General features: G+C 63.5%; 31 protein-coding genes, 1 tRNA gene and 1 pseudogene. 29 read left to right on the top strand and 4 right to left on the bottom strand.

Annotated elements, in window-relative coordinates; all coding sequences use genetic code 11:
- Window positions 1-4 precede the first annotated feature (4 nt).
- From rbfA to ACPP3B_RS11955, 5 genes are read left to right on the top strand one after another with little or no spacing between them, the layout of a single operon-like run.
- Window positions 5-379 (top strand): 30S ribosome-binding factor RbfA, encoded by a 375-nt coding sequence (gene rbfA / locus ACPP3B_RS11935; RefSeq protein ID WP_299022804.1) that lies wholly within the window; start codon window positions 5-7, stop codon window positions 377-379.
- The gene (truB, locus tag ACPP3B_RS11940) at window positions 376-1,338 is read left to right on the top strand and encodes a tRNA pseudouridine(55) synthase TruB (RefSeq protein WP_299022808.1); all 963 of its coding nucleotides are present in this window, start codon (window positions 376-378) and stop codon (window positions 1,336-1,338) included. The genes rbfA and truB overlap by 4 nt, the downstream gene beginning before the upstream one ends.
- On the top strand, window positions 1,335-3,164 hold the full coding sequence (gene typA / locus ACPP3B_RS11945; protein WP_299022810.1) for a translational GTPase TypA: 1,830 nt from the start codon (window positions 1,335-1,337) through the stop codon (window positions 3,162-3,164). The genes truB and typA overlap by 4 nt, the downstream gene beginning before the upstream one ends.
- Entirely contained in the window at window positions 3,161-4,039 is an 879-nt protein-coding gene (locus ACPP3B_RS11950; RefSeq protein WP_424859120.1) for a DMT family transporter, read from the top strand. The genes typA and ACPP3B_RS11950 overlap by 4 nt, the downstream gene beginning before the upstream one ends.
- Entirely contained in the window at window positions 4,036-5,169 is a 1,134-nt protein-coding gene (locus tag ACPP3B_RS11955; protein WP_424859121.1) for an enoyl-CoA hydratase/isomerase family protein, read from the top strand. The genes ACPP3B_RS11950 and ACPP3B_RS11955 overlap by 4 nt, the downstream gene beginning before the upstream one ends.
- A 13-nt stretch (window positions 5,170-5,182) precedes the next feature.
- Here ACPP3B_RS11955 and smpB read toward each other — a convergent pair whose 3' ends face one another.
- Window positions 5,183-5,665, bottom strand: a complete 483-nt coding sequence (gene smpB / locus ACPP3B_RS11960) for an SsrA-binding protein SmpB (protein WP_299022820.1) — start codon at window positions 5,663-5,665, stop codon at window positions 5,183-5,185.
- 33 nt (window positions 5,666-5,698) lie between these two features.
- On the opposite strand from smpB, the gene ACPP3B_RS11965 reads away from it, so the two are divergent.
- From ACPP3B_RS11965 to ACPP3B_RS11985, 5 genes are all read left to right on the top strand, one after another.
- The gene (locus tag ACPP3B_RS11965; protein ID WP_299022822.1) at window positions 5,699-6,148 is read left to right on the top strand and encodes a type II toxin-antitoxin system RatA family toxin; all 450 of its coding nucleotides are present in this window, start codon (window positions 5,699-5,701) and stop codon (window positions 6,146-6,148) included.
- Between the two features lies 1 nt (window position 6,149).
- On the top strand, window positions 6,150-6,467 hold the full coding sequence (locus ACPP3B_RS11970; RefSeq protein WP_299022824.1) for an RnfH family protein: 318 nt from the start codon (window positions 6,150-6,152) through the stop codon (window positions 6,465-6,467).
- A gap of 88 nt (window positions 6,468-6,555) precedes the next feature.
- A complete protein-coding gene (guaB, locus tag ACPP3B_RS11975; RefSeq protein WP_299022826.1) occupies window positions 6,556-8,028 on the top strand; it encodes an IMP dehydrogenase in 1,473 nt (490 codons plus the stop codon).
- A gap of 27 nt (window positions 8,029-8,055) precedes the next feature.
- On the top strand, window positions 8,056-9,672 hold the full coding sequence (gene guaA / locus ACPP3B_RS11980; RefSeq protein ID WP_424859122.1) for a glutamine-hydrolyzing GMP synthase: 1,617 nt from the start codon (window positions 8,056-8,058) through the stop codon (window positions 9,670-9,672).
- Between the two features lie 287 nt (window positions 9,673-9,959).
- On the top strand, window positions 9,960-11,240 hold the full coding sequence (locus ACPP3B_RS11985) for a tyrosine-type recombinase/integrase (RefSeq protein WP_424859123.1): 1,281 nt from the start codon (window positions 9,960-9,962) through the stop codon (window positions 11,238-11,240).
- On the opposite strand, the pseudogene ACPP3B_RS11990 reads toward ACPP3B_RS11985, so the two are convergent.
- From ACPP3B_RS11990 to ACPP3B_RS12000, 3 genes and pseudogenes are all read right to left on the bottom strand, one after another.
- Window positions 11,149-11,382, bottom strand: a pseudogene (locus ACPP3B_RS11990) (helix-turn-helix transcriptional regulator); the annotation flags it as partial. The gene ACPP3B_RS11985 and the pseudogene ACPP3B_RS11990 overlap by 92 nt on opposite strands.
- Before the next feature lie 36 nt (window positions 11,383-11,418).
- Window positions 11,419-13,182 (bottom strand): ATP-dependent helicase, encoded by a 1,764-nt coding sequence (locus ACPP3B_RS11995; RefSeq protein WP_144327683.1) that lies wholly within the window; start codon window positions 13,180-13,182, stop codon window positions 11,419-11,421.
- Window positions 13,182-13,805: an AcaB family transcriptional regulator gene (locus ACPP3B_RS12000; protein WP_144327684.1), complete on the bottom strand. Its 624-nt coding sequence runs from the start codon at window positions 13,803-13,805 to the stop codon at window positions 13,182-13,184. Before ACPP3B_RS12000 ends, ACPP3B_RS11995 begins: the two co-directional genes overlap by 1 nt.
- Before the next feature lie 471 nt (window positions 13,806-14,276).
- On the opposite strand from ACPP3B_RS12000, the gene ACPP3B_RS12005 reads away from it, so the two are divergent.
- From ACPP3B_RS12005 to ACPP3B_RS12095, 19 genes are all read left to right on the top strand, one after another.
- Window positions 14,277-14,349, top strand: a tRNA-Asp gene (locus tag ACPP3B_RS12005).
- Between the two features lie 756 nt (window positions 14,350-15,105).
- Window positions 15,106-15,963 (top strand): PD-(D/E)XK nuclease-like domain-containing protein, encoded by an 858-nt coding sequence (locus ACPP3B_RS12010; RefSeq protein ID WP_424859124.1) that lies wholly within the window; start codon window positions 15,106-15,108, stop codon window positions 15,961-15,963.
- A gap of 10 nt (window positions 15,964-15,973) precedes the next feature.
- On the top strand, window positions 15,974-16,192 hold the full coding sequence (locus ACPP3B_RS12015; protein WP_424859125.1) for a hypothetical protein: 219 nt from the start codon (window positions 15,974-15,976) through the stop codon (window positions 16,190-16,192).
- 18 nt (window positions 16,193-16,210) lie between these two features.
- Window positions 16,211-17,449 (top strand): IS256 family transposase, encoded by a 1,239-nt coding sequence (locus ACPP3B_RS12020; protein ID WP_132963481.1) that lies wholly within the window; start codon window positions 16,211-16,213, stop codon window positions 17,447-17,449.
- Between the two features lie 390 nt (window positions 17,450-17,839).
- A complete protein-coding gene (locus ACPP3B_RS12025) occupies window positions 17,840-18,913 on the top strand; it encodes a recombinase RecT (RefSeq protein WP_424859126.1) in 1,074 nt (357 codons plus the stop codon).
- 233 nt (window positions 18,914-19,146) lie between these two features.
- Window positions 19,147-19,524, top strand: coding sequence for a single-stranded DNA-binding protein (locus tag ACPP3B_RS12030; protein ID WP_424859127.1), 378 nt, complete (start codon window positions 19,147-19,149; stop codon window positions 19,522-19,524).
- Between the two features lie 15 nt (window positions 19,525-19,539).
- Window positions 19,540-19,776, top strand: a complete 237-nt coding sequence (locus tag ACPP3B_RS12035) for a hypothetical protein (protein ID WP_424859128.1) — start codon at window positions 19,540-19,542, stop codon at window positions 19,774-19,776.
- Complete coding sequence (locus tag ACPP3B_RS12040; RefSeq protein ID WP_424859129.1) at window positions 19,769-20,023, top strand: hypothetical protein; 255 nt, start codon at window positions 19,769-19,771, stop codon at window positions 20,021-20,023. The genes ACPP3B_RS12035 and ACPP3B_RS12040 overlap by 8 nt, the downstream gene beginning before the upstream one ends.
- 133 nt (window positions 20,024-20,156) lie before the next feature.
- Window positions 20,157-21,224, top strand: coding sequence for a DUF7146 domain-containing protein (locus ACPP3B_RS12045; protein ID WP_424859131.1), 1,068 nt, complete (start codon window positions 20,157-20,159; stop codon window positions 21,222-21,224).
- Between the two features lie 12 nt (window positions 21,225-21,236).
- Complete coding sequence (locus ACPP3B_RS12050; RefSeq protein WP_144327692.1) at window positions 21,237-21,488, top strand: hypothetical protein; 252 nt, start codon at window positions 21,237-21,239, stop codon at window positions 21,486-21,488.
- 249 nt (window positions 21,489-21,737) lie between these two features.
- Window positions 21,738-22,268, top strand: coding sequence for a hypothetical protein (locus tag ACPP3B_RS12055; protein ID WP_424859132.1), 531 nt, complete (start codon window positions 21,738-21,740; stop codon window positions 22,266-22,268).
- A gap of 4 nt (window positions 22,269-22,272) precedes the next feature.
- Window positions 22,273-22,455 (top strand): hypothetical protein, encoded by a 183-nt coding sequence (locus ACPP3B_RS12060; RefSeq protein ID WP_144327694.1) that lies wholly within the window; start codon window positions 22,273-22,275, stop codon window positions 22,453-22,455.
- Window positions 22,456-22,537: 82 nt separating this feature from the next.
- On the top strand, window positions 22,538-22,729 hold the full coding sequence (locus ACPP3B_RS12065; protein WP_144327695.1) for a hypothetical protein: 192 nt from the start codon (window positions 22,538-22,540) through the stop codon (window positions 22,727-22,729).
- A gap of 395 nt (window positions 22,730-23,124) precedes the next feature.
- Window positions 23,125-23,487 (top strand): coiled-coil domain-containing protein, encoded by a 363-nt coding sequence (locus ACPP3B_RS12070; protein WP_424859133.1) that lies wholly within the window; start codon window positions 23,125-23,127, stop codon window positions 23,485-23,487.
- A gap of 112 nt (window positions 23,488-23,599) precedes the next feature.
- Complete coding sequence (locus tag ACPP3B_RS12075) at window positions 23,600-24,454, top strand: ArdC-like ssDNA-binding domain-containing protein (protein WP_424859134.1); 855 nt, start codon at window positions 23,600-23,602, stop codon at window positions 24,452-24,454.
- Window positions 24,447-24,725: a hypothetical protein gene (locus ACPP3B_RS12080; protein WP_409786003.1), complete on the top strand. Its 279-nt coding sequence runs from the start codon at window positions 24,447-24,449 to the stop codon at window positions 24,723-24,725. The genes ACPP3B_RS12075 and ACPP3B_RS12080 overlap by 8 nt, the downstream gene beginning before the upstream one ends.
- Complete coding sequence (locus ACPP3B_RS12085; protein WP_409786005.1) at window positions 24,722-24,928, top strand: hypothetical protein; 207 nt, start codon at window positions 24,722-24,724, stop codon at window positions 24,926-24,928. The genes ACPP3B_RS12080 and ACPP3B_RS12085 overlap by 4 nt, the downstream gene beginning before the upstream one ends.
- Window positions 24,925-25,116: a hypothetical protein gene (locus ACPP3B_RS12090; RefSeq protein WP_409786007.1), complete on the top strand. Its 192-nt coding sequence runs from the start codon at window positions 24,925-24,927 to the stop codon at window positions 25,114-25,116. The genes ACPP3B_RS12085 and ACPP3B_RS12090 overlap by 4 nt, the downstream gene beginning before the upstream one ends.
- Window positions 25,082-25,768, top strand: a complete 687-nt coding sequence (locus ACPP3B_RS12095; protein WP_409786009.1) for a hypothetical protein — start codon at window positions 25,082-25,084, stop codon at window positions 25,766-25,768. The genes ACPP3B_RS12090 and ACPP3B_RS12095 overlap by 35 nt, the downstream gene beginning before the upstream one ends.
- Window positions 25,769-25,843 lie beyond the last annotated feature (75 nt).

Here is a 25,843-nt window from a genome sequence, read left to right on the forward strand (position 1 = left end):
CCACATGCCCCCCCGCAAAGGTCCACACCGCAGCCACCAAGTGGCCGACCAAATCCAGCGCGACTTGAGCGAGCTGATTGCCCGCGAGCTCAAGGACCCGCGCATCGGCATGGTCACTATCCAGTCGGTGGAGGTGACGCCCGACTATGCGCACGCCAAGGTGTATTTCAGCGTCTTGGTGGGCGATCCGGCAGAGACCGAAGAGGCGCTCAACCAGGGCGCGGGTTTTCTGCGCAACGCGCTCTTCAAGCGTCTGCACATCCACACCGTGCCGACCTTGCATTTCGTGTACGACCGCAGCATCGAGCGCGCCGCCGACCTCAACGCCCTGATCGCCAAGGCGGTGGCATCGCGCGGCAAGGACGAGGACCCCGCATGACCGCCGAGCCCCGTGCACGGGTGCCGCGGCGCCCCGTGCATGGGGTGCTGCTGTTGGACAAGCCGCTGGGGCTCAGCGCCCAAGCGGCGGTGGCCAAAGTCAAGTGGCTGCTGGCAGCCGAAAAAGCGGGCCATACCGGCACGCTCGATCCGCTGGCCACGGGCCTGCTGCCCATCTGCCTGGGAGCCGCCACCAAGCTGGCCCAGGTGCACCTGGACGCCGACAAGGGCTACGAGGCGGTGCTGCGTCTGGGCGTGCGCACCCGCACCGGCGACGCCGAAGGCGAGGTGGTGGCGCGCGCGCCGGTGGATCCCGCGCTGCTCACGGCCGAACATCTGGACCGGGTGGCGCGGCGCTTCACGGGCGAGATCGAACAAATCCCGCCGATGCACAGCGCACTCAAAAAAGACGGGCGTGCCCTGTATGAATATGCCCGTGCCGGTGTCGAGGTCGAGCGCCCTGCGCGGCGCGTGACCATCCACGCGCTGACACTCGCCCCCGTGCCCGACGACCCGTCGGCCCTGACGCTGCGCGTGCGCTGCAGCAAGGGTACCTATGTGCGCACACTGGCCGAGGATATCGGCCAGGCGCTGGGGTGCGGCGCGCATCTGATCGCGCTGCGGCGTACCGCTACGGGCGGACTGAGTCTGTCCGACGCCATCACGGTCGATGCGCTGCAAGCCCTGCCACCGGACGAGCGGCGGTGCGCCGTGCGGCCGCCCGAGGTGCTGTTGCACGGCTGGCCCGAGATCGTGTTGAACGAGCGGGAAGCCGCGCGGTTTTTGTCGGGCCTGCGCCGTCGTGGCCCATGGCCCGACGCGGCGCATGTCGCCGTCTTCGGGGAACGCCCCCGTGCTTTGCTGGGCATCGCCCATTGCCAAGGGGGTGAGCTCATCCCCGACCGGCTGCTGACCCCCATCGAAATTGCCCAATGGCTGACCCAAGTTTCCCCATCATGAGCCGACCCATTCGCAACATCGCCATCATCGCCCACGTCGACCACGGCAAAACCACGCTCGTCGACCAACTGCTGCGCCAAAGCGGCACCTTCCGCGACAACCAACAGATCGGTGAGCGCGTGATGGACAGCAACGACCTCGAGCGCGAGCGCGGCATCACCATCTTGGCCAAAAACTGCGCCGTGCGTTGGAAGGACACGCACATCAACATCGTTGACACGCCCGGCCACGCCGATTTTGGCGGCGAGGTGGAGCGCGCGCTGTCGATGGTCGATGGCGTGCTGCTGCTCATCGATGCGCAGGAGGGGCCGATGCCGCAGACGCGCTTCGTCACCAAAAAAGCGCTGGCGCTCGGGCTCAAGCCGATCGTCGTCGTCAACAAGGTGGATAAACCCGGCGCGCGCCCGGACTACGTCATCAACGCCGCGTTCGATCTGTTCGACAAGCTGGGGGCCACCGACGAGCAGTTGGATTTTCCGGTGGTGTACGCCTCGGGCCTCAACGGCTGGGCGTCGCGTACCGAGGGTGAGCCCGGGCAAGCGTGGGGGACCGACATGGCCCCGCTGTTCGAGACCATCGTGCAGCACGTACCCGTGCACCAGGGCGACCCGAATGCGCCGCTGCAGCTGCAGATTTCGTCGCTGGATTATTCGTCGTACGTGGGGCGCATCGGGGTAGGGCGCATCAACGCAGGCACCATCCGCCCTGGCATGGAGGTGCTGGTGTGCGAAGGCCCCGACGGACCGCGCCGCAAGGGGCGCATCAACCAGGTGCAAACCTTCCAGGGCCTGGAGCGCGTGCTGGCCGACAGTGCCGGCCCGGGCGACATCGTGCTCATCAACGGCATCGAGGACATCGGCATTGGCGTGACGGTGTGCGACCCGCTCGATCCGCGTCCGTTGCCCATGCTCAAGGTCGATGAGCCGACGCTGACGATGAACTTCTGCGTCAACACGTCGCCGCTGGCGGGCCGCGAAGGCAAATACGTCACCAGCCGCCAGATCTGGGACCGCCTGCAGCGCGAGCTGCAGAGCAACGTGGCCCTGCGCGTGCGCGAGACCAGCGAAGACGGGGTGTTCGAAGTGTCGGGCCGCGGCGAGCTGCACCTGACCATTCTGCTGGAAAACATGCGCCGCGAGGGCTACGAGCTGGCGGTGTCCAAGCCGCGCGTGGTGTTCCAGGACATCGATGGCGTGCGCCACGAGCCGATCGAGCTGCTCACGGTGGATATCGAGGAGCCACACCAAGGGGCGGTGATGCAGGCGCTGGGCGAGCGCCGCGGGGAGCTGGTCAATATGGAGCCGGACGGGCGCGGGCGCGTGCGGCTGGAGTACCGCATTCCGGCGCGCGGCCTGATCGGGTTTCAGACCGAGTTTCTCAACCTCACGCGCGGCACGGGCCTGATGTCCAATATCTTCGACGGGTATGAGCCGTACAAGGGTGAGATTGCCAGCCGCAAGAACGGCGTGCTCATCAGCCAGGACGATGGCGAGATCGTGGCGTACGCGCTGGGCAAGCTCGACGACCGTGGGCGTATGTTCGTGCGCCCGGGCGATCCGGTCTACGAGGGCATGATCGTGGGCATCCACAGCCGCGACAACGACTTGGTGGTCAACCCGGTGCGCACCAAGCAGCTGACCAATTTCCGCGCCAGCGGCAAGGACGACGCCATCAAGCTCACGCCGCCCATCGAGCTGACGCTGGAGTACGCGGTCGAGTTCATCGAAGACGACGAGCTGGTCGAGATCACGCCCAAGAGCATCCGCCTGCGCAAGCGCTACCTGAAGGAGCACGAGCGCAAGCGCGCCAGCCGGGACGCGGCATGACGCTGCGTCACGGCCAGGCCGTCGTGTTGATGGTGGCGGTCGCGTTGCTCTGGAGCACGGCGGGTGTCGTCACGCGTCAGCTCGAGCAGGCGCAGGCGTTCGAGATCACGTTCTGGCGCAGTGCATTTACCGCGCTGTCGCTGGCGGTGATCCTGCCTGTGTGGCAAGGCGCTGACGTCTGGCGCCGTCTGATCGGCAGCGGCGCCGCGCTGTGGTTGTCGGGCTTGTGCTGGGCGGTGATGTTTACCGCGTTCATGGTCGCGCTGGCGCTGACCAGTGTGGCCAACGTGCTCATTACCCTCGCCGCCGGGCCACTGCTGACGGCGCTGGTGTCGCGGCTGTTCTTTGGTCAGCGGCTACCGCCGCACACCTGGGCTGCGATTGCGGTGGCGGGCGCGGGTATTGCCTGGATGTTCGCCCAACAGCTCGGCAACGGCGGTTGGCTGGGCAGTTTGGTGGCGCTCGGTGCACCGTTGGGGGGCGCGTTCAACTGGAACCTGGTGCAGCGCAGCCAGCGCGAGGGGCAGGGGGTCGATCTGGTGCCGGCGGTGCTGCTGGGGGCGTTGCTGTCGGCCGCCGTCACCCTGCCGCTCGCGTGGCCCTGGCAGGCCAGTGCGCACGATGTGGCCTGGCTGGCCGGGCTGGGGCTGTTTCAATTGGCGCTGCCTTGCGTGCTGGCCGTGGTGTGTGCGCGCGTGCTCAAGCCGGCCGAGGTGTCATTGCTGGCGTTGCTGGAGGTGCTGTTTGGCATCTTGCTGGCGTGGATCGGCGCGGGCGAAGTGCCGTCGCCCGCCGTGTGGCAAGGCGGCGCGCTGGTGCTGGGGGCCTTGTTGGCCCATCTGGGCTGGACCTACCGGAAGGAGACCTTTTCATGACGGCGAGTTGGAGCGATTTCATCCAAGCGGAGCGCACGGCCAATGGGGTGGGGCGCATCACGCTGAACCGCCCGCGCGCGCTCAACGCGCTCGATCTGGACATGGTGCGGGCGTTGACGGCGACCTTGCTGCAATGGCGCGATGACCCCGAGGTGCGCGCCGTGGCCATCCGCGGCATGGGGCGGGACGGGCCTTTCGGCGCTTTTTGTGCCGGCGGGGACATTCGGTTCTTCCACCAGGCGGCGCTGGCGGGCGACGCGCGGCTGGAGGATTTCTTCACCGAGGAATACACGCTCAACCACCTCATCTTCACCTACCCCAAACCCTATGTCGCATTCATGGATGGCGTGGTCATGGGCGGCGGCATGGGGATCAGCCAGGGGGCGGCATGCCGCATCGTCACCGAGCGCACCAAAATGGCGATGCCGGAGACGAATATTGGTCTGTTTCCAGACGTGGGCGGCGGGTTTTTTCTGAGTCGCTGCCCCGGGCACGTGGGCGAGTACCTGGGCCTGACCGGTGCCGTGATCGGCGCACCGCAAGCGCTGGCTTGGGGCTTGGCCGATGTGGTCGCGCCCGCCGACGATCTGCCGCGCGCCTGGGAGGCGCTCGCCACCCTCGACGCGGCCACGCCGCCAGCGTGGCTCGCGGCATGGCAGGAGTGGATGGCGCGTGCCGGCTGGCAGCCAGCGCCCGCGCAGCGCACGGTAGCGCCCCTGCCCACCGAGGTGGAGTCGGCCTTTGGCGAGCCGACGGTGGCGGCCATTGTGCAGCGCCTGCAGGCCGCCGACACCGAGGCGGCCCGCCAGACCAAAACCCTGCTGCGCCAGCGCAGCCCGTTGATGCTGCACGTGGTGCTGGCGCAGATTCGCCGCGCGCGCCACCTGTCGTTGGCCGATGACCTGCGCCTGGAGCGCGACTTGGTACGGCATTGCTTCCATCCGCTGCACCTGGGGCGCACGCCCGCGCAGAGCGAGACGGTCGAAGGCATTCGCGCGCTGGCCGTCGACAAGGACCATCAGCCGCGCTGGAACCCCGGCTGCATCGAAGACGTCACGCCCGAGATGGTGGCGCCGTTTTTCGACAGCCCCTGGCCCGCGCATGCGCATCCGCTGCGGGCCTTGGCGTGAAGCGCGGCGGGCTTTAGCGCAGCCGGTGCTTCATCGCCCGCTCGACCTCGCGTTTGCCCTCGCGTTCCTTGATCGTGTCGCGCTTGTCGTGCTGCGCCTTGCCGCGCGCGAGCGCGATCTCGCACTTGACCTTGTTGCCCTTCCAGTGCAGGTTCAGCGGCACCAGGGTGTAGCCTTTTTGCTCTACCTTGCCGATCAAGCGCCGGATTTCGGCTTTGTGCATCAGCAGTTTGCGCGTGCGGTCGCTGTCGGCGCGGATGTGAGTGGAGGTGCTGCGTAAGGGGTGGATGAGGCAGCCGATCAGAAACAGCTCGCCGTCGCGCACGACCACGTAGCCCTCGGTGATTTGCACCTTGCCTTCGCGGATGGCTTTGACCTCCCAGCCCTGCAGCACGATGCCGGCCTCGTAGCGCTCCTCGATGTGGTAGTTGAAGAACGCCTTTTTGTTTTCGGCGATGCGGCTGGCAGTGTGGGCGTGGGACGGCTTGCTCGGCATAGAAACTACAATCCAGACAGGGCCGACGATTGTATGAAACCGAAAACCGTACGCAAGTCCGTGCTCGTCTGGCACAGCCCGCACGAAATGTTCGAGCTGGTCAGTGACGTGGAGCGCTATCCCGAATTTTTGCCTTGGTGCGATGCCGGCCAAGTGCTCGAGCGCACGCCGGACGGCATGGTCGCGTCGATCGGGATGCACTTTGGCGGCGTGCACAAGCGCTTCACCACGCGCAACGTGCACGAGGCCGACCGCCGCATTCACCTGCGCTTGGTGGAGGGGCCCTTTTCCGAGCTGGAGGGGGTATGGGAGTTCCAGCCCGTGGGCGACGGCACCCAGCGCGCCTGCCGCATCGAGTTCACGCTGCGCTACGGCTTTTCCAGCAGCGTGCTCGCCGCCCTCGTGGGGCCGGTATTCGATCGCATCGCCAACACCTTAGTCGACGCGTTCGTCAAGCGCGCGGACCAGATCTACGGGGCCTGAGGTGCGTGTCACCGTCGTTTGGGCGCCCGCGGCGCGCACTGTCCAGGAAGCAATGCTGGAGCTGCCGGAGGGCACGACCGCTGCGCAGGCGCTGGCCCACACTGGCTGGGCCGATGCGCAGGACGTGGCGCAGCGCGACCCGCGCGCCTTGAGCGTGTGGGGCCGCGCCGTGGCTCGTGATGCGCCCCTGCGCGACGGCGACCGGCTGGAAGTCACTCGGCCCCTGCGCGTCGACCCCAAGGTCGCCCGACGCGAGCGGTTTGCCCGGCAGGGCGCGCGTGCCCCGGGGCTGTTCGCGCGGTCGCGGCGCCCGCGGTGATCGAGGTCGATCCGGTCCATCCACGGGCCGCCTTGGGTCTTGGGCCGCGCAAGTGGCCGCATACAATAGCGCTTTTGGAGCCAACCCCATGCGCCTGCTCGGAAAAGCGTTGACCTTCGACGATGTGTTGCTGGTCCCCGCGTATTCGCAAATCCTGCCCAAGGATACGTCACTCGCCACGCGCCTGACGCGCGACATCACCCTGAACCTGCCACTGGTGTCCGCCGCCATGGACACCGTCACCGAGGCGCGCTTGGCCATCGCCATCGCGCAAGAAGGCGGTATCGGCATCGTGCACAAAAACCTGTCGGTGCAGGAGCAAGCCGCTCACGTGGCCAAGGTCAAGCGCTACGAGTCTGGCGTGTTGCGCGACCCAGTGGTCATCAGCCCTGAGACGACCGTGCGCCAGGTCGTTGAGCTGTCGAACGAGCTGGGCGTATCGGGCTTTCCGGTCGTCGAGGGTGGCAAGGTGGTCGGCATCGTCACCGGTCGCGACTTGCGCTTCGAGACGCGCATGGACATCCCCGTGCGCGAGATCATGACCCCGCGCGAGCGGCTGATCACCGTGCCCGAAGGCACCACGCCCGAGGCGGCCAAGGCGTTGCTCAACAAGCACAAGTTGGAGCGGCTGTTGGTGGTCAACGACGCCTTCGAGCTCAAGGGGCTCATCACGGTCAAGGACATCACCAAGCAGCTCAACTTCCCCAACGCGGCCCGCGACGAGAGTGGCCGCTTGCGTGTCGGGGCGGCCGTGGGTGTGGGCCCCGGCACCGAAGAGCGCGTCGAGGCCCTGGTGCGCGCGGGCGTGGATGTGATCGTGGTCGACACCGCCCATGGGCACAGCAAAGGGGTGCTGGACCGGGTGCGCTGGGTCAAGCAGAACTACCCCCAAGTGCAGGTCGTGGGCGGCAATATCGCCACGGGCGAAGCGGCGCGGGCCCTGGTGGAAGCGGGGGCCGATGCGGTCAAGGTGGGCATCGGCCCCGGTTCGATCTGCACCACGCGTATCGTGGCCGGCGTGGGTGTGCCGCAGATCACGGCCATCGACAACGTGGCCCAGGCCCTGAAGGGCACGGGCGTGCCCCTGATTGCCGATGGCGGCATCCGCTACAGCGGCGACATCGCCAAAGCACTGGCCGCTGGCGCCCACGCCGTGATGATGGGCGGCATGTTTGCCGGCACCGAAGAGGCACCGGGTGAAGTCATCCTCTACCAGGGCCGCAGCTACAAGAGCTACCGTGGTATGGGCTCGATCGGCGCCATGAAGGCGGGCAGCGCCGACCGTTATTTCCAGGAAAACGACGAAACCGCCAACCCCAACGCCGACAAACTGGTACCCGAGGGTATCGAGGGGCGGGTGCCGTACAAGGGTTCCGTGGTGGCCATCATTTTCCAGATGGCGGGCGGTATCCGCGCGGCACTCGGCTACTGCGGTTGTGCCAATATCGATGAGCTGCACCAAAAGGCGGCCTTCGTGCAGATCACGGCCGCGGGCATCCGCGAGAGCCACGTGCACGACGTGCAGATTACCAAGGAAGCGCCCAACTACCGGCTCGACTGATCACTGGCTCGACGGATGGCCGCCCCGATGGCACACGACAAAATCCTCATTCTCGACTTCGGCTCGCAAGTCACCCAGCTCATCGCGCGCCGCGTGCGCGAGGCGCACGTGTATTGCGAGGTCCATCCGTGCGATGTCAGCGACGACTGGGTGCGGGCCTATGCAGCCGACGGGCGGCTCAAGGGCATCATCCTGTCGGGCAGCCACGCCAGCGTGTACGAGGTGGATGACCGCGCGCCCGATGCGGTGTTCGAGCTCGGCGTGCCGGTGCTGGGCATTTGCTATGGCATGCAAACCATGGCCCAGCAACTGGGGGGCAGGGTCGAGGGCTCGCCCACGCGCGAGTTTGGCTACGCCGAGGTGCGTGCGCGTGGCCACACCGCACTGTTGCGCGATATCGCCGATTTCCACACCCCCGAGGGCCATGGCATGCTCAAGGTGTGGATGAGTCACGGCGACAAAGTGGTTGAGATGCCGCCGGGCTTCAAGCTCATGGCCAGCACCGATGCCTGCCCGATCGCCGGCATGGCCGACGAGACGCGGCGCTTCTATGGCGTGCAGTTCCACCCCGAGGTCACGCACACGGTGCAAGGGCGCGCGATCCTGGAGCGCTTCGTGCTCGACATCTGCGGCGCGCGGCCGGACTGGATCATGCGCGACCACATCGAGGAAGCGGTGCAAGCGATCCGGCAGCAAGTGGGCGACGAGGAAGTCATCCTGGGACTGTCGGGTGGCGTGGACTCGTCGGTGGCCGCGGCGCTGATTCATCGCGCCATCGGCGACCAGCTCACTTGCGTCTTCGTCGACCATGGTCTGCTGCGGCTGCACGAGGGGGACATGGTGATGGACATGTTCGCCGGCAAGCTGCATGCCAAGGTCATCCGCGTGGACGCAAGCGACCTGTTTTTGCGCGAGCTCTCGGGCGTGACCGACCCGGAGCAAAAGCGCAAAATCATCGGCCGACTGTTCGTGGACGTGTTCAAGGCCGAAGCCGAAAAACTCAAGGCCGCGCGCCCCGGCTCCAAAGGCGCGCAATGGCTGGCGCAGGGCACCATTTATCCGGATGTGATCGAGTCGGGCGGCGCCAAGAGCAAGAAGGCGGTCACCATCAAAAGCCACCATAACGTGGGCGGCCTGCCCGAGCAACTGGGGCTAAAGCTGCTGGAGCCGCTGCGCGACCTGTTCAAGGACGAGGTCCGCGAGCTGGGCGTGGCGCTGGGCTTGCCGCACGACATGGTGTACCGTCACCCGTTCCCCGGGCCGGGCCTGGGGGTGCGCATTCTGGGCGAGGTCAAAAAGGAATACGCCGACTTGCTGCGCCGGGCCGATGCCATCTTCATCGAAGAACTGCGCTCCACCATCGAGCCGCACAGTGGCAAGCCGTGGTATGACCTGGTCAGCCAGGCGTTTGCGGTCTTTTTGCCCGTCAAGAGCGTGGGCGTCATGGGCGATGGCCGCACCTACGACTACGTGGTGGCGCTGCGCGCGGTGCAAACCAGCGATTTCATGACCGCCGACTGGGCCGAGCTGCCCTACAGCCTGCTCAAGCGCGTCTCCAGCCGCATTATTAATGAAGTGCGTGGCATCAACCGTGTGACATACGATATCAGCTCAAAGCCGCCGGCGACGATTGAGTGGGAGTGAGTAGAGGTCTTGCGGCGACTGGCGAAAACAAGCAACAAAGGCCCTGTAAATCATTGATATACAAATAGAAATCGTAAAATTTTCTAGCAAGGTCTGGCAGAGTCGAGCAGAGGCAAGCGGGCAATTTTTGCTGGCATTCTTGCTGGCATCACAAGAGCTGATAACATCGCGTTCAACGGATACCATCAGCCACGCGCAGGGCTCGTGATGGTATCGGAACACGCTAACACGTTGATAAAAAACGAAAAAACGCATGGATTCAGCGTTCTTTCGGTGATGGTATCGACATGCTCTCCGACACCAGACTTCGCAACCTCAAGCCCAGGGAGAAGCCATACAAGGTCGCCGACCGTGATGGTCTGTATGTGGTCGTCACACCCAAGGGGACGATCTCCTTCCGCTACAACTACCGGCTCAATGGTCGCCAGGAAACGCTGGTGCTTGGCCGTTATGGACCCGATGGCATCACACTAGCCGAAGCGCGGGAGCGGCTCCTGGCCGCAAAGAAGCTGGTCAGCGAAGGCAAGTCACCGGCGCGCCAGAAGTCCAGGGAGATGCAAAAGATCAGAGACGCCGAAACGTTCGGCGCGTGGGCTGATCTGTGGCTCAAGCATTACCCGATGGCGGAGTCCACGAGAGACATGCGCCGGTCGGTCTATGAGCGTGACCTGAAGGAACCATTTGGCCGGCTCAAGATGACGGAGATCAGCCACGAAGACCTTCGGGCACTGTGTGACAAAATCGTGGCACGGGGTGCGCCAGCAACAGCCGTTCATGCGCGTGAGGTCGTCCACATGGTGTATCGGTACGCGCTGGATCGCGGGCATCGTTATGAAAACCCCGCCGAACTCGTGCGGCCTACATCCATTGCGCGTTTCGAACCCAAAGACCGAGCGCTGACCCCACAAGAAATCTGGCTGCTCTACCAGTACTTGGAGCGCGTGTCAACCGCGCCGACCATCCGCTTGGCGGTCAAGTTGCTGCTGTTGACGATGGTCAGGAAGTCGGAATTGACCGAAGCGACGTGGGACGAAGTCAACTTTACCTTGGCGACCTGGACCATACCAGCGGAACGGATGAAGAGGAAGCGTCCGCACGTGGTGTACCTGTCCCGCCAGGCATTGGATATTTTCGTTGCCCTCAAGACGTGCGCAGGCGGGTCGCGGTACGTCTTGCCGTCGCGCTACGATCCTGACATTCCAATGAGCAAGGCCACGCTGAATCAAGTGACGACTCTTGCGTGGAAGGCGGCGCAGCAAGATGGACAGCCGTTGGGAAAGTTCTGCGTCCACGACTTACGGCGGACCGCCTCGACCCTGCTTCACGAGGCCGGATACAATACGGATTGGATCGAGAAGTGCCTCGCCCATGAGCAAAAGGGAGTACGAGCGATTTATAACAAGGCTGAATATGCCGAGCAGCGGCGCATCATGCTTCAGGACTGGGCTGACATGATCGACCGCTGGGTACAGGGCGACCCGGCGCTTTGGGCCGTTGTGCCGCCGCCTTCCTCGCCTCTATCCATGCTTCGACCTCCCTCAAGTCCCACGCCACTGATCGCGGAGTGAGGGTGAATCGTCTCGGAAATTCACCGCGCTTTTCCATATCGAAAATCGTCCGATCCGATAACGGAACGATCTTTAGAAGCTGCTTGCGGTTGATGAGCACCTTCCCAGGGATTTTGAGTTCATCTTCTCGAATGGTGCGCATATTATCTCCGTTACATTCCGATTCTTGCCAGAAAATCTAGGCCACCCATTTAGCATTTTGTGGGGCAAGGGTGCTCGCTTTTGAGTCATTGCGGCCCAACTCGGCTTCCTCCAGAAAGCGAGAAGGCGGGCCTTCCTCCACGGCACTGCTGACCACCAACCGGTTTTTCGCCCGAGTCATGCCCACATACATCAAACGGCGTTCGTCTTCCTCGTCGGAATCGGCGTGAGGCAAGGTGCCATCCTCGCAACCGACAATCCACACGCTGTCGAACTCCAGACCCTTGGATGCGTGCAGGGTCATGATGTGCACATGCGGTGCCCGCCTGCCAGCGGGGCTGGATCGCGTCACGAATGCCAATCGCTGTGCCAGCGAACCGCTCAACTTGATGAGTGCACCTTCGAGCTTGCGAAGCAGGGATGCTTGCGGGGGCGTGCAGTACTCCGCCAGAAATGCGGCGACGCCATGCACCACCAGCGACGCTCGATCTTTGCTCGATTGCTCGCGCCATGCGATCATGCCCATGCGCAGGCCCATCAAGAGCTTGCGGGTGGCATCATCGCTGGCGTGTTCCACGGCAGCATGGAGGCGGGCCACACAGCCACCACGCGAGCGTCGGGAGTGGTCATTGATCCATCCGGCCTGCACACCACAAAACGACAGCGCGTTGGCAATGCCCGTCCAGGAATCATCGAGCACGGATCGCAGCAGCCCACACAGCACGCTGCCGATGGAGTGCTCCCACACGCTCTTACCCCCGGAGCGGGCGAACTCGACGCGAGCGCCCGACAGGCCGACCTCGACCGCATCGAGAATATTGTTCGTTCTGGCGAGAACCGCCCACTGGGTGCCTCGCGGACTCTGGCGGATGGCGTCCACCACCATATCGACCTCGCTCCAGCGGTCGGGGCAACGAATCACCCGAATCTCGCCGTTGTCTTGCCGGTGCGCGATGATTTTCTTGGCTGCCCGATGTTGGTTGTGGGCAATCAGCCGCGCCGCATGGTCCAGGATGTTGGCTGCGCAGCGGTAGTTGATCGGAAGCGTGGTTTCGGTTGCCGACAGCGCCGTCGTGACCCTTTGCAAGCCCGAGTAGCCCAAGGCTTGGCGAAAGGCATACAGGCTTTGGTCATCGTCGCCCACGAGAGTGACTTCGGTGCCAGCGCGGCCATGAAGCAACACCCACTCCATCTGCACCTCATCCATATCCTGGGCTTCATCGACCAGCATCCAGCGCACAGGCAGCGGAGGCAGTTGCCCGCTGGCGATGCGCTGCACGCACGCCAGCAGCAGGTCGGCAAAATCCATGGCGCCTTCGGACGCCAGCAGGTCTTGGTAGGCACGAAACACCGCCTCCTGGGTGGCGTTGGCAAACGGTGCTGGGTACAGGCGGGCCTTCGCGGCGTCGATGGCGCGCACCAGGTCATCGAACGGCTCTTCGCTGCCGTGCTGTTGCCAGCAGCGACGCAGCAGGCTCACGCGCTCCCCTTCAGCGAGCAAGCGCGGGGGCTGGCCCCCTGAAGCGCGTCTCAGGTGCGCCAAGGCCAAAGAGTGAAAGGTGCCCACGGCCAACCGCTTGGCGTGGGCTTCTCCGCACGAGGCGAGGATACGCGAGCGCAGTTCCTGGGCGGCGTCTCGCGTGAACGTCACGGCACAAAGACGGCCCATGTCATGGCTGGCAAGCAACCGTGACGCCCGCTCGGACAGCACCCTCGTCTTGCCCGATCCGGGGCAGGCGAGCACGGTGCAATGACCGCTTGCCTCGACGGCTCGTGCTTGATACGGGTTGAGCACTGACACTACGCGGCAGCTTGTTCGGGATCGACGGCCTTGATCTCGCTGGCCGCCCCTTCTGCAACCTGAACATCGCCCGCTGCATCCTTCTTGCGCGCGGCGATCATGGCTCGGTTGGCGATGCTGCGCACCGAGCCAGCCAGACGGAGCAGGCGGCGCTTCCACTCGTAAATGCTGGCCGAATAGGTGCTGTCTGGGATCACGCCCGACAGCCACAGCGCATCGAGCTTGGAGACCAGTGCATCGAACTCGCGCACGATGCCGACATAGCGCACGGCGCGAGGGGAAGTGATCTTGGCCTCAATGTCCTTTGGATTCGAGTATTCGATACCAGCGAACTCGATACCGTTATTCTCGGCGACTTTTTCCAGGCGGGCGATCTCTGCGCGAATATCCTCGAACGCCTTATTCATCCGCTCGTCGATGATGCCCTCGACTTCGCGCGCTTGCTCTTCGGTGCCGACGATGCGCAGCACGACCGACAGAGAAAAGATTGCATTCGCGCATGTCTCGAATCCACGCTCGAACACTTGCTGTGCGTGGAAGGACTGAAGACGAACTTTCTGGATGAAATACGGGAGACTTTTGCGGTTGTCGGGGGTGTTTCGAGGTGGTTCCTGGGCTGCCATGCCGTGCTCCTTCGCTGATCTTGGCGACAATATCGTACCCAGAGCAGGGCCTTGTGGCTAGTTCCGAAACGCGACCAAAAATGTCACGATTAGAGACTTGACACCGCTGAGCGCCGGTGTAGCATGATCACATCGTTTCGTTGTGCCTAGTGCCGCGAGCGTGTCCTAGCTGGGGACCCTAAACAATCAGCATCAAAGACACGCCGACCGCACCATGCGTGGCGGCGAGTAGAGAAAAGAGAGGGGCGCATCTCGCCCGACCCTGATCCACGGGACATTGTGGTGATGGCTTGGGCGCGAGACCGTAAGACCTCGCCTTGTCCGTTATGAGCGGACGAGGCTTGAGGCAGCGCGCCCCGTGAGCCTGCGTGAAGGGGTTCTCCAAAGAACGGCGGGCGGCTTGGAAGGCCGCCAGCGGACGGTATCCGTGCGTCTGACAAACGCGCATGGCGGATACCAGTTCGTCCGTTGGGGGCGGTAGCTCAATTGGCAGAGCAGCAGGTTGTCACCCTGGCTGGTGCGGGTTCGAATCCCGTCCGCTCCATTCCCCAGACACCACGGGTGCTGTAATATTGGCACCGGCAATAAGGCAGACACATCCGCTGTCAGCGGATGGGGTGACAGCCCCTTCCCCAGAAGGGGTTTGCCGAATAGACTGGGAGCGACGCCCCGCATGTCGGGGCGTTCGTTTGTCCAGGAAGATTTCTCAACCCTGCGGGGGCCGTCACGCTCCCGCAAGGGGCCGTGGTGCCTCCGCGTTTTCTTGGAGGCCATCATGGCACTTGTCATCGTAGCTTGCTGCATCACCGGCTGGGTTCTCTCGCGCCCGATCGTTCGGGCGCTGGGACTCCGGTAAGCAAAAGCGTCTGCGGGGCAATCCCGCAGGCCACAGACCCTTGCAGATGGGGTTTGCGGCCTGCGGGGTTGTCCGGGCGCGCGAAAAGCCGGGCAGCCTTGCGGGTCAGTCCATCTACCCAGCAAGGAAACGCCATGACACTTTTGATCCTCTCGATGTGCGCAGTCTCGGGATACGTCATCAGCCGCCCGATCGTTCGGGCGCTGGGACTGCGCTGATTGAGTCGGGCGCCCCGTACCAGATACGGGGCTTCCCAGGGCATGCTGGAACAAGTGTGCCGTGGAAAGCCAGCTTTGTTGCTCCTGGGTAACCATGAGCCACATGGCGGTAGCTGGCCGCCCTAAACAAACAGCACCAAGGTTGCTCGCGCAAGCGGGCATTGTGTTCAACCCCTGCGGGGCATCTCATCCCCGCAAGGGGATAGGTGTCTCCAGGGATATTTCCATGGAGACCAAAATGAAGATTGAAAACGTAGGCCTGCTATCCATGCCGGCAGGCCAGTACCACGCCTGCCCTGCGGTGGGCCACAGTGGGCTGGTGCGCATCATGCGCAGCCCGGCCCACTACCAGCATTACGCCACAAACCCGCCTGAGCCGACACCGGCGATGGAGTTCGGCACGGCGGTGCATACCGCCATCCTAGAGCCGGACAACTTCGCGCGCGACTACGTAGTCGCGCCGAAGTTCGACCGGCGAACCAAGGAGGGCAAAGCGGCAGCCGAAGCCTGGGAGGCAGCGAACGCGGGAAAAACCCCGCTGACCGCCGACCAGATGGCCGCCATCGAGCAGATGGTGGCGTCCATCAGGGCTCATGCCGGTGCTGCACGGCTGCTTTCCAACGGCCTTGCCGAAATGTCCGGCTTCTGGGTTGACCAGGAGACGGGCATCGAGTGCAAGTGCCGCCCTGACTTCCTGGCGGAGGCGGAAACCTGCCCGGAGCAGGTGACAGCGATCGTCGATGTCAAAACCTGCGTGGACGCCAGCGCCGAAGGGTTCTCGCGAGCCATCGCGACCCTGGGCTACGACGTGCAGGCGGCGTTCTACCAAGACGGGCTCAAGGCCCTGACTGGTCGAACCATCCCGTTCTACTTCATCGCCGTCGAGAAGGACGCGCCCTACGCGGTCGCGTGCTACAAGGCGAGCGACGAGGTGATCGAGATCGGTCGGGCAAAGTACCGCGCAGCGCTTCAGCTTCTGAAGTGGTGTCGGGACAACGACCAGTGGCCGGGCTACCAGCCAAACGGGGAGATCGAAGAGATCAACCTACCGCGCTGGGCAGCCAACTTCGACGCGGATGCGTAGAATGGGTAGCATGAACTTGCCACTCGAAATCTACGACCTGCTTGAGCGGCGACTTGGGCGCGACGATGCGATGGCGGTTGCCAAGAGCATCGAAGCGTCCTTGACACACATCGAAGAGCGTAGCCGGGAGATGGCGGTTCAGCGAAAGATCGAGGCGAAAGAAGAACTTCGCATCGAGCTGCGCAGTGAACGAGGGTGTCAGGATTTTTGTGTGAGGGGCCTACCATGACGACTTCCAGGAGCCCCCATGCCACGCAAGAAGACCACCCCCGCCGCGAAGCCGGACGCCATTCTTCCCGACGAGCTGCTTGAGAAGCTGATCCCCGGACCGATGGACGCCGCCGGCGTCGAGGCCGTGTTCCAGAAGCTGAAGAAGGCCGTGATCGAGCGCGCCTTGGGGGCTGAGCTGGGCGTGCACTTGGCCAGCCCCGAGGGCGGCTGCGGGAACCATCGCAACGGCCGCAGCGGCAAGACCGTGCTGACCGACGGCGGGCCGCTGCGGATCGAGGTGCCCCGCGACCGGGCCGGCAGCTTCGAACCGCAGCTGATCCCGAAGCATGAGCGCCGGTTTGCCGGCTTTGACGACCGGATCATCTCGATGTATGCCCGCGGCATGTCGGTGCGCGAGATTCAGGGCCATCTGGCCGAGATGTACGCCATCGAGGTGTCAGCGGAGTTCATCAGCGCCGTCACCGACGCGGTGATGGCCGAGGTGGGGGCCTGGCAGGCCCGGCCGCTGGAGCCGATGTACCCGGTGGTGTTCTTCGATGCCCTGCGGGTGAAGATCCGCGAGGACGGCGTGGTGCGCAACAAGGCGGTGTATCTGGCCTTGGGCGTGCTGCCGGACGGGACCCGCGACATTCTGGGGCTTTGGATCGAGAACACCGAAGGCGCGAAGTTCTGGATGAAGGTGTTCAACGATCTCAAGACCCGCGGGGTCACGGACCTGCTGATCGGCGTGGCCGACGGCCTGAAGGGCCTGCCGGAGGCACTGGAGGCGGTGTTTCCGGCCACGACCCTGCAGACCTGCATCGTGCACCTGATCCGCAACAGCCTCGACTATGCGAGCTGGAAGGACCGTAAGGCGCTGGCCGCGGCGATCAAGCCGATCTACACCGCACCGAGCGCGGAGGCCGCCGAGCGCGCGCTGGACGCGTTCGAGGCAGGGCCGTGGGGCCAGCGCTTCCCGACCGTGGTCGCGGCCTGGCGGCGGGCGTGGAGCCGGGTGATCCCGTTCTTCGCGTTCCCGCCCGAAGTGCGGCGGATCATCTACACCACCAACGCCATCGAGAGCGTGCATTCGCGGTTACGCAAGATCATCAAGAGCCGCGGGCACTTCCCAAGCGACGAGGCGGCCACCAAGCTGATCTGGCTGGCCTTGCGCAACATCACCGCGGACTGGAAGCGGGCGAGCAAGGAGTGGAAATCGGCGATGAACCAGTTCGCGATACTATACGGCGACCGCTTCACCCTCGCACCACGCTGAACGACACGAGGACAGATTCAGAAACCGCCCCACACACAAAAAACAGGACATCCCCCAGTGAACTCGCCACCAAGGAAGACCTGCTTGCCGTCAAGGAAGACCTACTTGCCGTCAGGGAAGACTTGGCTAAGCCCGAAGGCTCGCTCAGGGAAGACTTGGTGAAGTTGGACAAGAAGTTCTCCATGTACTTCTTGACGACAATCTTCACCGTGATCTTCCTGAACCAAAACGCGCTGGAGTTTCTGGCGCGCATTCTCGGCCTGATCAAGTAAGGCCAAAGGCCGCGAGCGCTGCCAAGGCGTCTCGCACATTTTCAACCCCGAGTCGGGACACACTGTTGGTCCCGACGGGGGCCATGGTGTGTCCTTTTCTTTTCTCAAGGAGCACATCATGGCTTTGCAAGCACTCAAAAACATCAACCGCGCCCAAAGCGCTGTCGAGGCGCCGAAGGATAAGGGCTTCCCGGCCTTGTTGGAAAAATACAAAGGGGAAATTGCAAGGGCGCTGCCCAAGCACATCAACCCCGACCGCATGGTGCGGATCGCCTTGACGGCGTTCCGCATGACGCCGAAGCTGGGAGAGTGCGATCCCCGCTCCGTATTTGCGGCGGTCATCCAGTCCAGCCAGCTTGGCCTGGAAGTGGGCCTGATGGGCGAAGCCCATCTGGTTCCCTTTGGAGACCAGTGCCAACTCATCCCCGGCTACACCGGGTTGATGAAGCTGGCGCGGCAAAGCGGCCTCGTGCAGGACATCTACGCGCACGAGGTGCGCGTAAACGACAAGTTCACGCTCAAGCTCGGGCTGGAGCGTGGCCTTGAGCACGAGCCGCTCACCGGGCCTGGCGGCTTCCCTGCATCTGACGAGGAGCGCGGTGATGTCGTCGGCTTCTATGCCGTCGCCGTCTTCAAGGATGGTTCTCGTACCTTCGTGGCGATGAGCCGCAAGGAGGTCGAGCGCATCCGCGACAACTCGCGGGGCTATCAGGCCGCCAAGCGGTTCAAGAAGGAGTCGGTGTGGGACAGCGACTTCGTGGCGATGGGCTTGAAAACCGCCATTCGGCGGTTGTGCAAGTTCCTCCCCAAGTCTCCCGAGCTGGCAACGGCCCTCGCGCTCGATGCGGTGTCCGAGCAAGGCAAGGCGCAAAACCTGAATCTGAACGATGTCATCGACGGCACCTACGCCCCGGTGGTCATCGATGAGGAAACGGGTGAGGTGCTCGAAGAGAGTGCCAAGCCAACGCCTGTCGCTGCTGAAGCGAAGAAGGACGCGCCTGCGGCGCAAGCTGCGGCGCCGACCGCCAACGGCAAGCTCACCGCCGCCATCAAAGCGATGGAGGGCGCCAAGACGATTGAAGCCTTGGATGAGGTGTACATCCGGGCCGAAGTCGAACTGGAGGGGGCTGATCTGGAGGCGCTGATGCGCGAATATCGTCGCATCAAGGCCAACATCGACAGCCTCATCTAATCCATTCCCCTCGCGCCGAAAGGTGCGGGGGATTTTCAAAGCGGCGCGGCGCGTTGCTCTGAAAATCCTCTGCGCTCCGTAATGGACGCGGGATGAAGGTAGCTGGCCTTCTCAAACAAACAGCATCAAGCAGGCAGTCGGGCAACCGGCTGTCATTCAGAGACCGGCGGGAAACGCCATGTTTCCCGCCAGGGGGCATGGTGTGACCGCCTTTTCTTCAAAAGGAGTCTGTCATGTTGAACAAGGTCCAACTCATCGGCTACCTGGGCGCGAATCCTGAAACCCGGTACACGCCGGAAGGGGAGGCGATTGCCCGTGTCCGTATCGCAACCTCCGAGACATGGAAAAAGAACGGCGAAAAGCACGAGAAAACCGAATGGCACAACCTTGTGTTTTTCGGCAAGCTCGGAGAAATCGCCGACAATTACCTGAAAAAGGGTTCCCTTATCTATGTCGAGGGCCGTCTTCACACGCGCTCTTGGGACAAGGATGGGGAAACCCGCTACACCACCGAGATCGTCGTCGAGAGCATGAAAATGCTCCCCGGCGGTCACGGCAAAGCGGACGATGCGCCTGCTCAACAGGCCGGCGTCGAGGAAGGCCCGTTCTGATGGAGGGTGGCGAAGATGATCATCAACGTCACTCTACCAGCGTGCTGGGCTTCGGCCCTGATCGATGGAGATTGGTCAGGGTTGGAGTTCTACGACCAGGATGAGGCGCTACGCGCCAAGGCGTGGCAACTCGAATCGGGTCTCCATGTACTCTCGTGCAGCGAACAAGCGTTCATGGCGCGGTTCGAGGGCGTCTTGACGGAGTGCCTGGAGTACCAGTGCGCTCCGGCAAAGGAGGTGTGTCATGTCTGACTACACGCCGCCCTCGCCGACCCAGTTCAACGCTGCCCTAGAGCGTATCGAGCGTGGTCTGGCCACGGTAGAAGATGCGGACCTCATCCGGCGCTATGTCGCCGAGATGGAGGAAGTCATCAACTACTACGCCAGTTGCCTCGCGGATGCGAGGGAACTGCTGAGACTGGAGCGCGCATCAAGCGACCGTTACCAGCGGGCGCTGAATGAGGCGCTCAACTCGGGGTCGGGGGCCTATATCCCATGACCCACCAACCCCAGCCGGGGAGTCCTCTCCGGCTGGGGAGGCTCTTCGGCTGGTTTTATTCAACCCTGCTGCGGGGCATCCAAGAGTGCCCTGCGGGGTGCTCCTGGATGTCTCGCAACAGAAAGGAGCAACCATGAAAGCCGAAGAGACCAAAGCAATGGCGCGTGGGCAGTGGGGGGGCATCCTTGCCACCCTCGCGCCGCAACTGCAACCCGCCCTGGAGCGCAAGGGCCGTCACGTCCCATGCCCTGTGCATGGGGGAAGGGACGGCTTCCGCGTATTCAAGGACGTTGATGAGACTGGGGGAGCAGTCTGCAACACCTGTGGGGTGTTTGCGGACGGGTTCGCCACGCTGATGTGGGCGAATGGTTGGGATTTCTCGACTGCCCTCAAAGCGGTCGCCGAGTGCCTCGATGGCCGAGCGCAACGTGTGCCCCCTCGACCGTCCGTGGTTCAGCGGCCAGAGAGCGATGACGAGCGGTTGCGCCAAGCGCTCAACCGGGTGTGGAGCGAGTCGGTACCGCTGTCCAATCGAAGCGCGGAACCGGCCCGTCTGTATCTGGCACGGCGCGGAATCTCCGTCCCGCCGCCCGAGGTTCTCCGGTTCCATCCATCGCTGGCGTACCACGACGGCGACAAGGTGGTCGGGACATTTCCTGCCATCATCGCAATGGTGTCCGGCGCTCAAGGGAATCCGGTGACGATTCACCGGACATACCTGACCACGGACGGCAAGAAGGCGCCCGTCGAGTCGCCAAAGAAGCTGATGAGCTACCCGAAAAACAGGAAGCTCGTCGGCGGAGCGATCCGGCTGGTTGATCCGGGTCCTGTGCTCGCCGTCGCCGAAGGGCTGGAAACGGCCCTGGCGGTGATGGAAGGAACGGGGCTTCCGGTATGGTGTGCGGTCAACGCATACCTGCTGGAGCACTTCGAAGCGCCACCAGAGGTGCGCCGTGTCATTGTCTTTGCGGACAAAGATCGGCCAACCGCCCAACACCCCGGAGGCCACGGACAAGAAGCCGCCAGGCGGCTTGTCCAGCGCCTGTGGGCCAACGGCATCAAAGCATCGGCCATCGTTCCAGCGGGGGAGATTCCGTCGGGCCAGAAATCCCTGGACTGGCTCGACATCCTCAACCGCGACGGGGCGCAGGCCTTTCCAAGCCTGCAATCCATCGATGCGCGGGTGCGCAAGGCGGCGTAAGGAGGCGGAGCCATGTACGGTGCCGTCAACTTTCGTTGCATCAACACCGAACCCGGCGCGGGCACGGCATTCGCGCCACCTGCGGGATTCGAGGGCGATGCCCAAGCGTATGCGCGGTACATGCGCGAGCGCTGGAAGTCCGACCCCGGTGTCCGGCAGCACGTGGCCGTGGCTGGCCGCAGGCTGGTCAGGGGCGACGAAGTGGTTTTCGTGGGGCGCTACGCTGATGAGGCAAGGCGCATCGCGAAGGCCGCTTGGTGCTAAACTTCAAAGCAGGCCCGCCGCCAAAGGCGGGTCTTTTCAGAGCGCGTTCTGAGTCGAGCGCGCTGCGAAAAGACGGTTTTTCTGCTGTCGGTTATGCCGATGGTGAAAAAGTCCTAGCTGGGGACTCTAAACAATCAGCATCAAAGCGCTGCTTGGGCAACTGAGTAGCATCATCAACCGCCCCTGCGGGATGCCTTCGTCCCGCAAGGGGTGAAGCGTCTCCAGGGGTTTTTCACTTCTGGAGACATCATGACTCAAACTCTCATCCTTCTCGCTGCCGTCAGCGGTTCTGTTCTTTATCTCGTCGACAAAATTGCTGCGCTCATCAAGCGCGGCAAGGAGACGAAGGAAAAACGGAGCGAACAGCAGTTGACAGAAGTCCTTCGCCTGAAGGACGCAAAAATCGAGGAACTCCAAGCCCGAATAAGGTTTCTGGAGTCTTCCTTGAGAGACGTGCGCCGTCAACGCGCCGAGCAAATCGCCAGCAGTGCCCGCCCCGCGCGGCCTGCCGATCCGGTTGCTCGGGAGGCCGAGGACAAGGCCGAAGAGGCTATGGCCCAGGCAAGAAACCTGGCCTTAGCGGCCATCGATGCGTCGGGGCGCGAGAAATCGCGCCTCATCGCTCAAGCCCGCAAGCTCGCTGAGCGGGCCAATGAGTATCGCCGCGTTGCGCGCGGCGAACTGCCAACACCCGATCAAGTCCAGGCGCAAGCTCAGGGCTCGATTGGGAAACAAGGCAGCGCTGGGGCTGCGCAGTTCGAGGTTCTTGGCGGGGAGTAACGTCATGCGCTACTACGTCGCTGAGTTCAAGGACGGCAAGCCGATCTGCGTCATCTCCGGTCTCGGAAAAAACCGGGGCCGGTGGGACGCCGACCACTCCAGGTCTGCTGCATACCGTCACGCGCGCATCCTGCGTCAGGAAAACCCCGGCAGGGTGTTCCGCGTGATTTCCATGAGCGTGAAATAGACGCTTTCATCAACCCGGCTGGGGGCGACCTTCACCCCCGGTCGGGGGTGGACGTGCCCAGCTTCTTCTTTAGGAGACAGCAATGGGCATTCTTTTCGATATGGCCGCCTTTTACCGGTGGCTGGAAGAGGCTTCTGAACGCGAGCTATTGGCCCGACGGGATGAGGCGCTCAACATGGAAAACCGCATCAGCGATGTCGATCTCAAGAGTGATTTGCGTCGCTTGGTGCGGATGATCGAGGAAGAGTTGGTGGCTCGGAAGTTTCGAGTCTGAAGCTCTTACGCCGCCCTTTTGCCAAGATGTCGGAAGCATTGCCGCTTCCACTGAAAACGGCAAGCAGGGCGGCGGCCTCGTAGTTTGTCTTGGCCTTGTGCTTGACTCTCGCCAACGCAAGGTCAAAGGCTTCCGCTCGCGACAGTTCGAAAAGCTCGCAGAGCCGATCAAACTCGTCGTGATCGAAGGCCCACGGCTGGTTGAACAGGAGTCGCTTCTTGCGCTCCAGTTCGACCTTGCCGCCCTGGATGACCGTGAAAGCGCGTCTGTGTGGTCTGACCATGCGGCCAGTCTAGCACGGTTGCTCATGACAACCCATGCGGGGGGCGATCCCACGTCCCCGCAGGGGTGTGGGCGCCTTCCGTATCCAACGAAGGAGTCCTACAATGACGGGTATGTTCGCCTTTGACACCCTGGCCTTCGCCAAAAAGCTGCGTGGTGCCGGTTACACCGACGCGCAGGCTGAAGCGCTGGCTGAGGCACAGGTCGAGGTGTTCCAGCGCATGCTGGAATCCACGCTCGCCACCAAGGACGACATCAACGAGGTCAGAGCCGAGATCAACGAGGTCAGAGCCGAGATCAAGGGCCTCAAGACCGAGATCGGTCAGGTCAAGACCCAGCTTCAAAGCGAGATCGGTCAGGTCAAGACCCAGCTTCATGGCGAGATTGCTCAAGCAGTCAAGGACATGAAGATTTGGTTCGGCAGCATGCTGGTAGTGGCCGTCACGGCCATCGCCACGTTGACCAAGGTCCTGTGACCTGAAGCACGAGCGCTGCCAAGGCGTCTCGCACATTTTCAACCCCGAGTCGGGACACACTGTTGGTCCCGACGGGGGCCATGGTGTGTCCCATTTTTCTTTGGAGACCACCATGGAAAAGACCAACAACCGCCCCGACTGGGGCAAACTGTTCCAGGCCGCCCTGCACGAGCCCGGTCGCTTGGGTTCGCACTACCGTCTGTTTCATCGCTACAGCCTGGGCAACCAGCTCCTGGCGGTGGAGCAGATGGTTGATCGCGGTATCCCTGTCGGCCCCATCGCCAGCTTCAACGGCTGGAGAAAGGCCGGGCGCGTTGTCCGCAAGGGCGAGCGCGCCATCGCGCTGTGGATGCCCATCGTCAAGAAGGAGGTTGTCCACGGGGACGACGGAACGGAGAAAGAAAGCGTGCGCCAGTTCTTCATCATGAAGAACAACTGGTTCGCGCTGTCTCAGACCGATCCGTTGCCGGACGCTGAAAACGCCTGCGCCGACGCGCCAGACGCCCCCCAGTGGGACAAGGCGCAAGCGCTGGCGAAGCTGGGCATCAAGGAGGTAGCTTTCGCGCACCCCGACGGTAACTGCCAGGGATTCGCCCGCCCGCATCTTTCCGAGGTGGCAATCAACCCGCTGGCCGCGCTGCCGTGGAAGACGCTTTTCCACGAGATAGCGCATTGCTTGCTGCACGGCAAGGAGGCGGAAGCCGAGTTCGTGGATAGCGGTTACATCGACCGCTCCATCCAAGAAGCCGAGGCCGAAGCTGTTGCCATGCTGTGCTGCGCCACGCTGGAGTTGCCCGGTATCGAAGAAAGCCGAGGCTACATCCAGCACTGGTTGATCGGCGCAGACCGTGAAACCTTCCTCAAGAAGTCGGCAAGTCGGGTGTTCTCGGCGGCGGACAAGATTCTCAAGGCCGGAAGCGCAAAAGCCAACGAAGCCTCGCAAGAGGGGGAGGTGGGCCATGCGTGAACAGTGGCTGATCGAGGATCGCGTTCCTGGAGCGCACATCGGCTACCGGGCCATCGTGGACGCGGAGGGGTACACCATCTGTGAGCCATCCCCGATGGGTGAGGCCAACGCCCGCCTGATCGCGGCGGCCCCGGACCTTTTGGAGGCCCTCGAACGTCTGCTGGTCGAAGTGGAGGCGATCTATGACCGCCAAATCTACGACCGAGACGGAAAGATTGCTGCTGCCATGCAAATGGCGAAGGCGGCGATCAAGAAAGGGGGTGCGGCATGAGCACGCGCCAATCGCTGTACCCCATGCGGGATGCCGACGACCGGCTGATCGCGGCGGCGCCTGCACTACTGGAGAGCCTTCGGGAGCTTCTGGAGTGCATGGACGACGAGGTTCCGGTGTTCGTACTGGAAAACCCCAAAGTCGATGCGTGCCTGGAACGGGCGCGCTCGGCGATCAACAAGGCAACTGGAGGTGAGTCATGAAGCGCAAACTCGATTTCCATCTCGTGGAGAGCGACGGGCTGCTTCTGATTCAGCCCAAGCCTTGGGTCGGGGAGCAGTCCCGTGGGGCATCGGTGTTGACTGGCGTCTTGCGGCTGCTGCTGCGGGTGCGCGACATGATGGTGAGGGGTTGCCATGAACGCTCCGCCGATCATTCGGCTGCCCGCTGAGCAGTGGGGGAGACTGTCTGAGGTCAACTCCTGCCAACTGGCCGCCGAGCACCGGGGCAAGCCCCCGGTGCCGGTGCGGGTGGCGGAGTATCGTGGCTGTCTCTACACAGTGTTTTCTGTGTTGTGGGGCAGCTACGGGGCCGATCCGGAACCCCGCGTAGATGCGTGGCGTCTGCTGCCGCTGCCTTTGTACGAAGGCAAAACGACGACCGCGTACCACGATGAGGAAGCGATCCGCGAAGGTCGTCGCCAACGCGGAGACCACACCGGCCTCATCGTGTCGGTCGGCGGCAAGCCGATGGTGTGCGCGCAGCGGGTGTGGTTCTACGTGGACCCGCCCACCACGCGCCCCATGACGCTGGCCGAGGCCGAGGACTACGACGCCCAAAGCCGTTCATCTGGCTGGCGGTCGTTGTGGTTTCGCGGCAAACAACCAGAGTGGTACTCGTTGCGCGGCCATCCCGTGGCCGTGTACCGGGGCCACGTAACGCTAGGCACGGACCACGCGGTGTTGTTGTGGAAAAAAGCAGACGGAGACGTCCGCGAGCTATCCATCCATCGCAGCGTGGCCCTGGAGCCTGTGAGTCGGCTGCCGGAGCGCCAGGCGTGCGCGGGGAATCCCGTGCTCGCTGGGCAACTGGCGCTGTTTTGAGACGCCCGTACACGCGGGCGAACCATCCCCACGGGGGCATCACTTGCCCCTGTGGGGCAGTGGTGCCCCTTTTCA

This window comes from Tepidimonas sp. HKU77, from assembly GCF_049728535.1.
Classification (GTDB): domain Bacteria; phylum Pseudomonadota; class Gammaproteobacteria; order Burkholderiales; family Burkholderiaceae_C; genus Tepidimonas.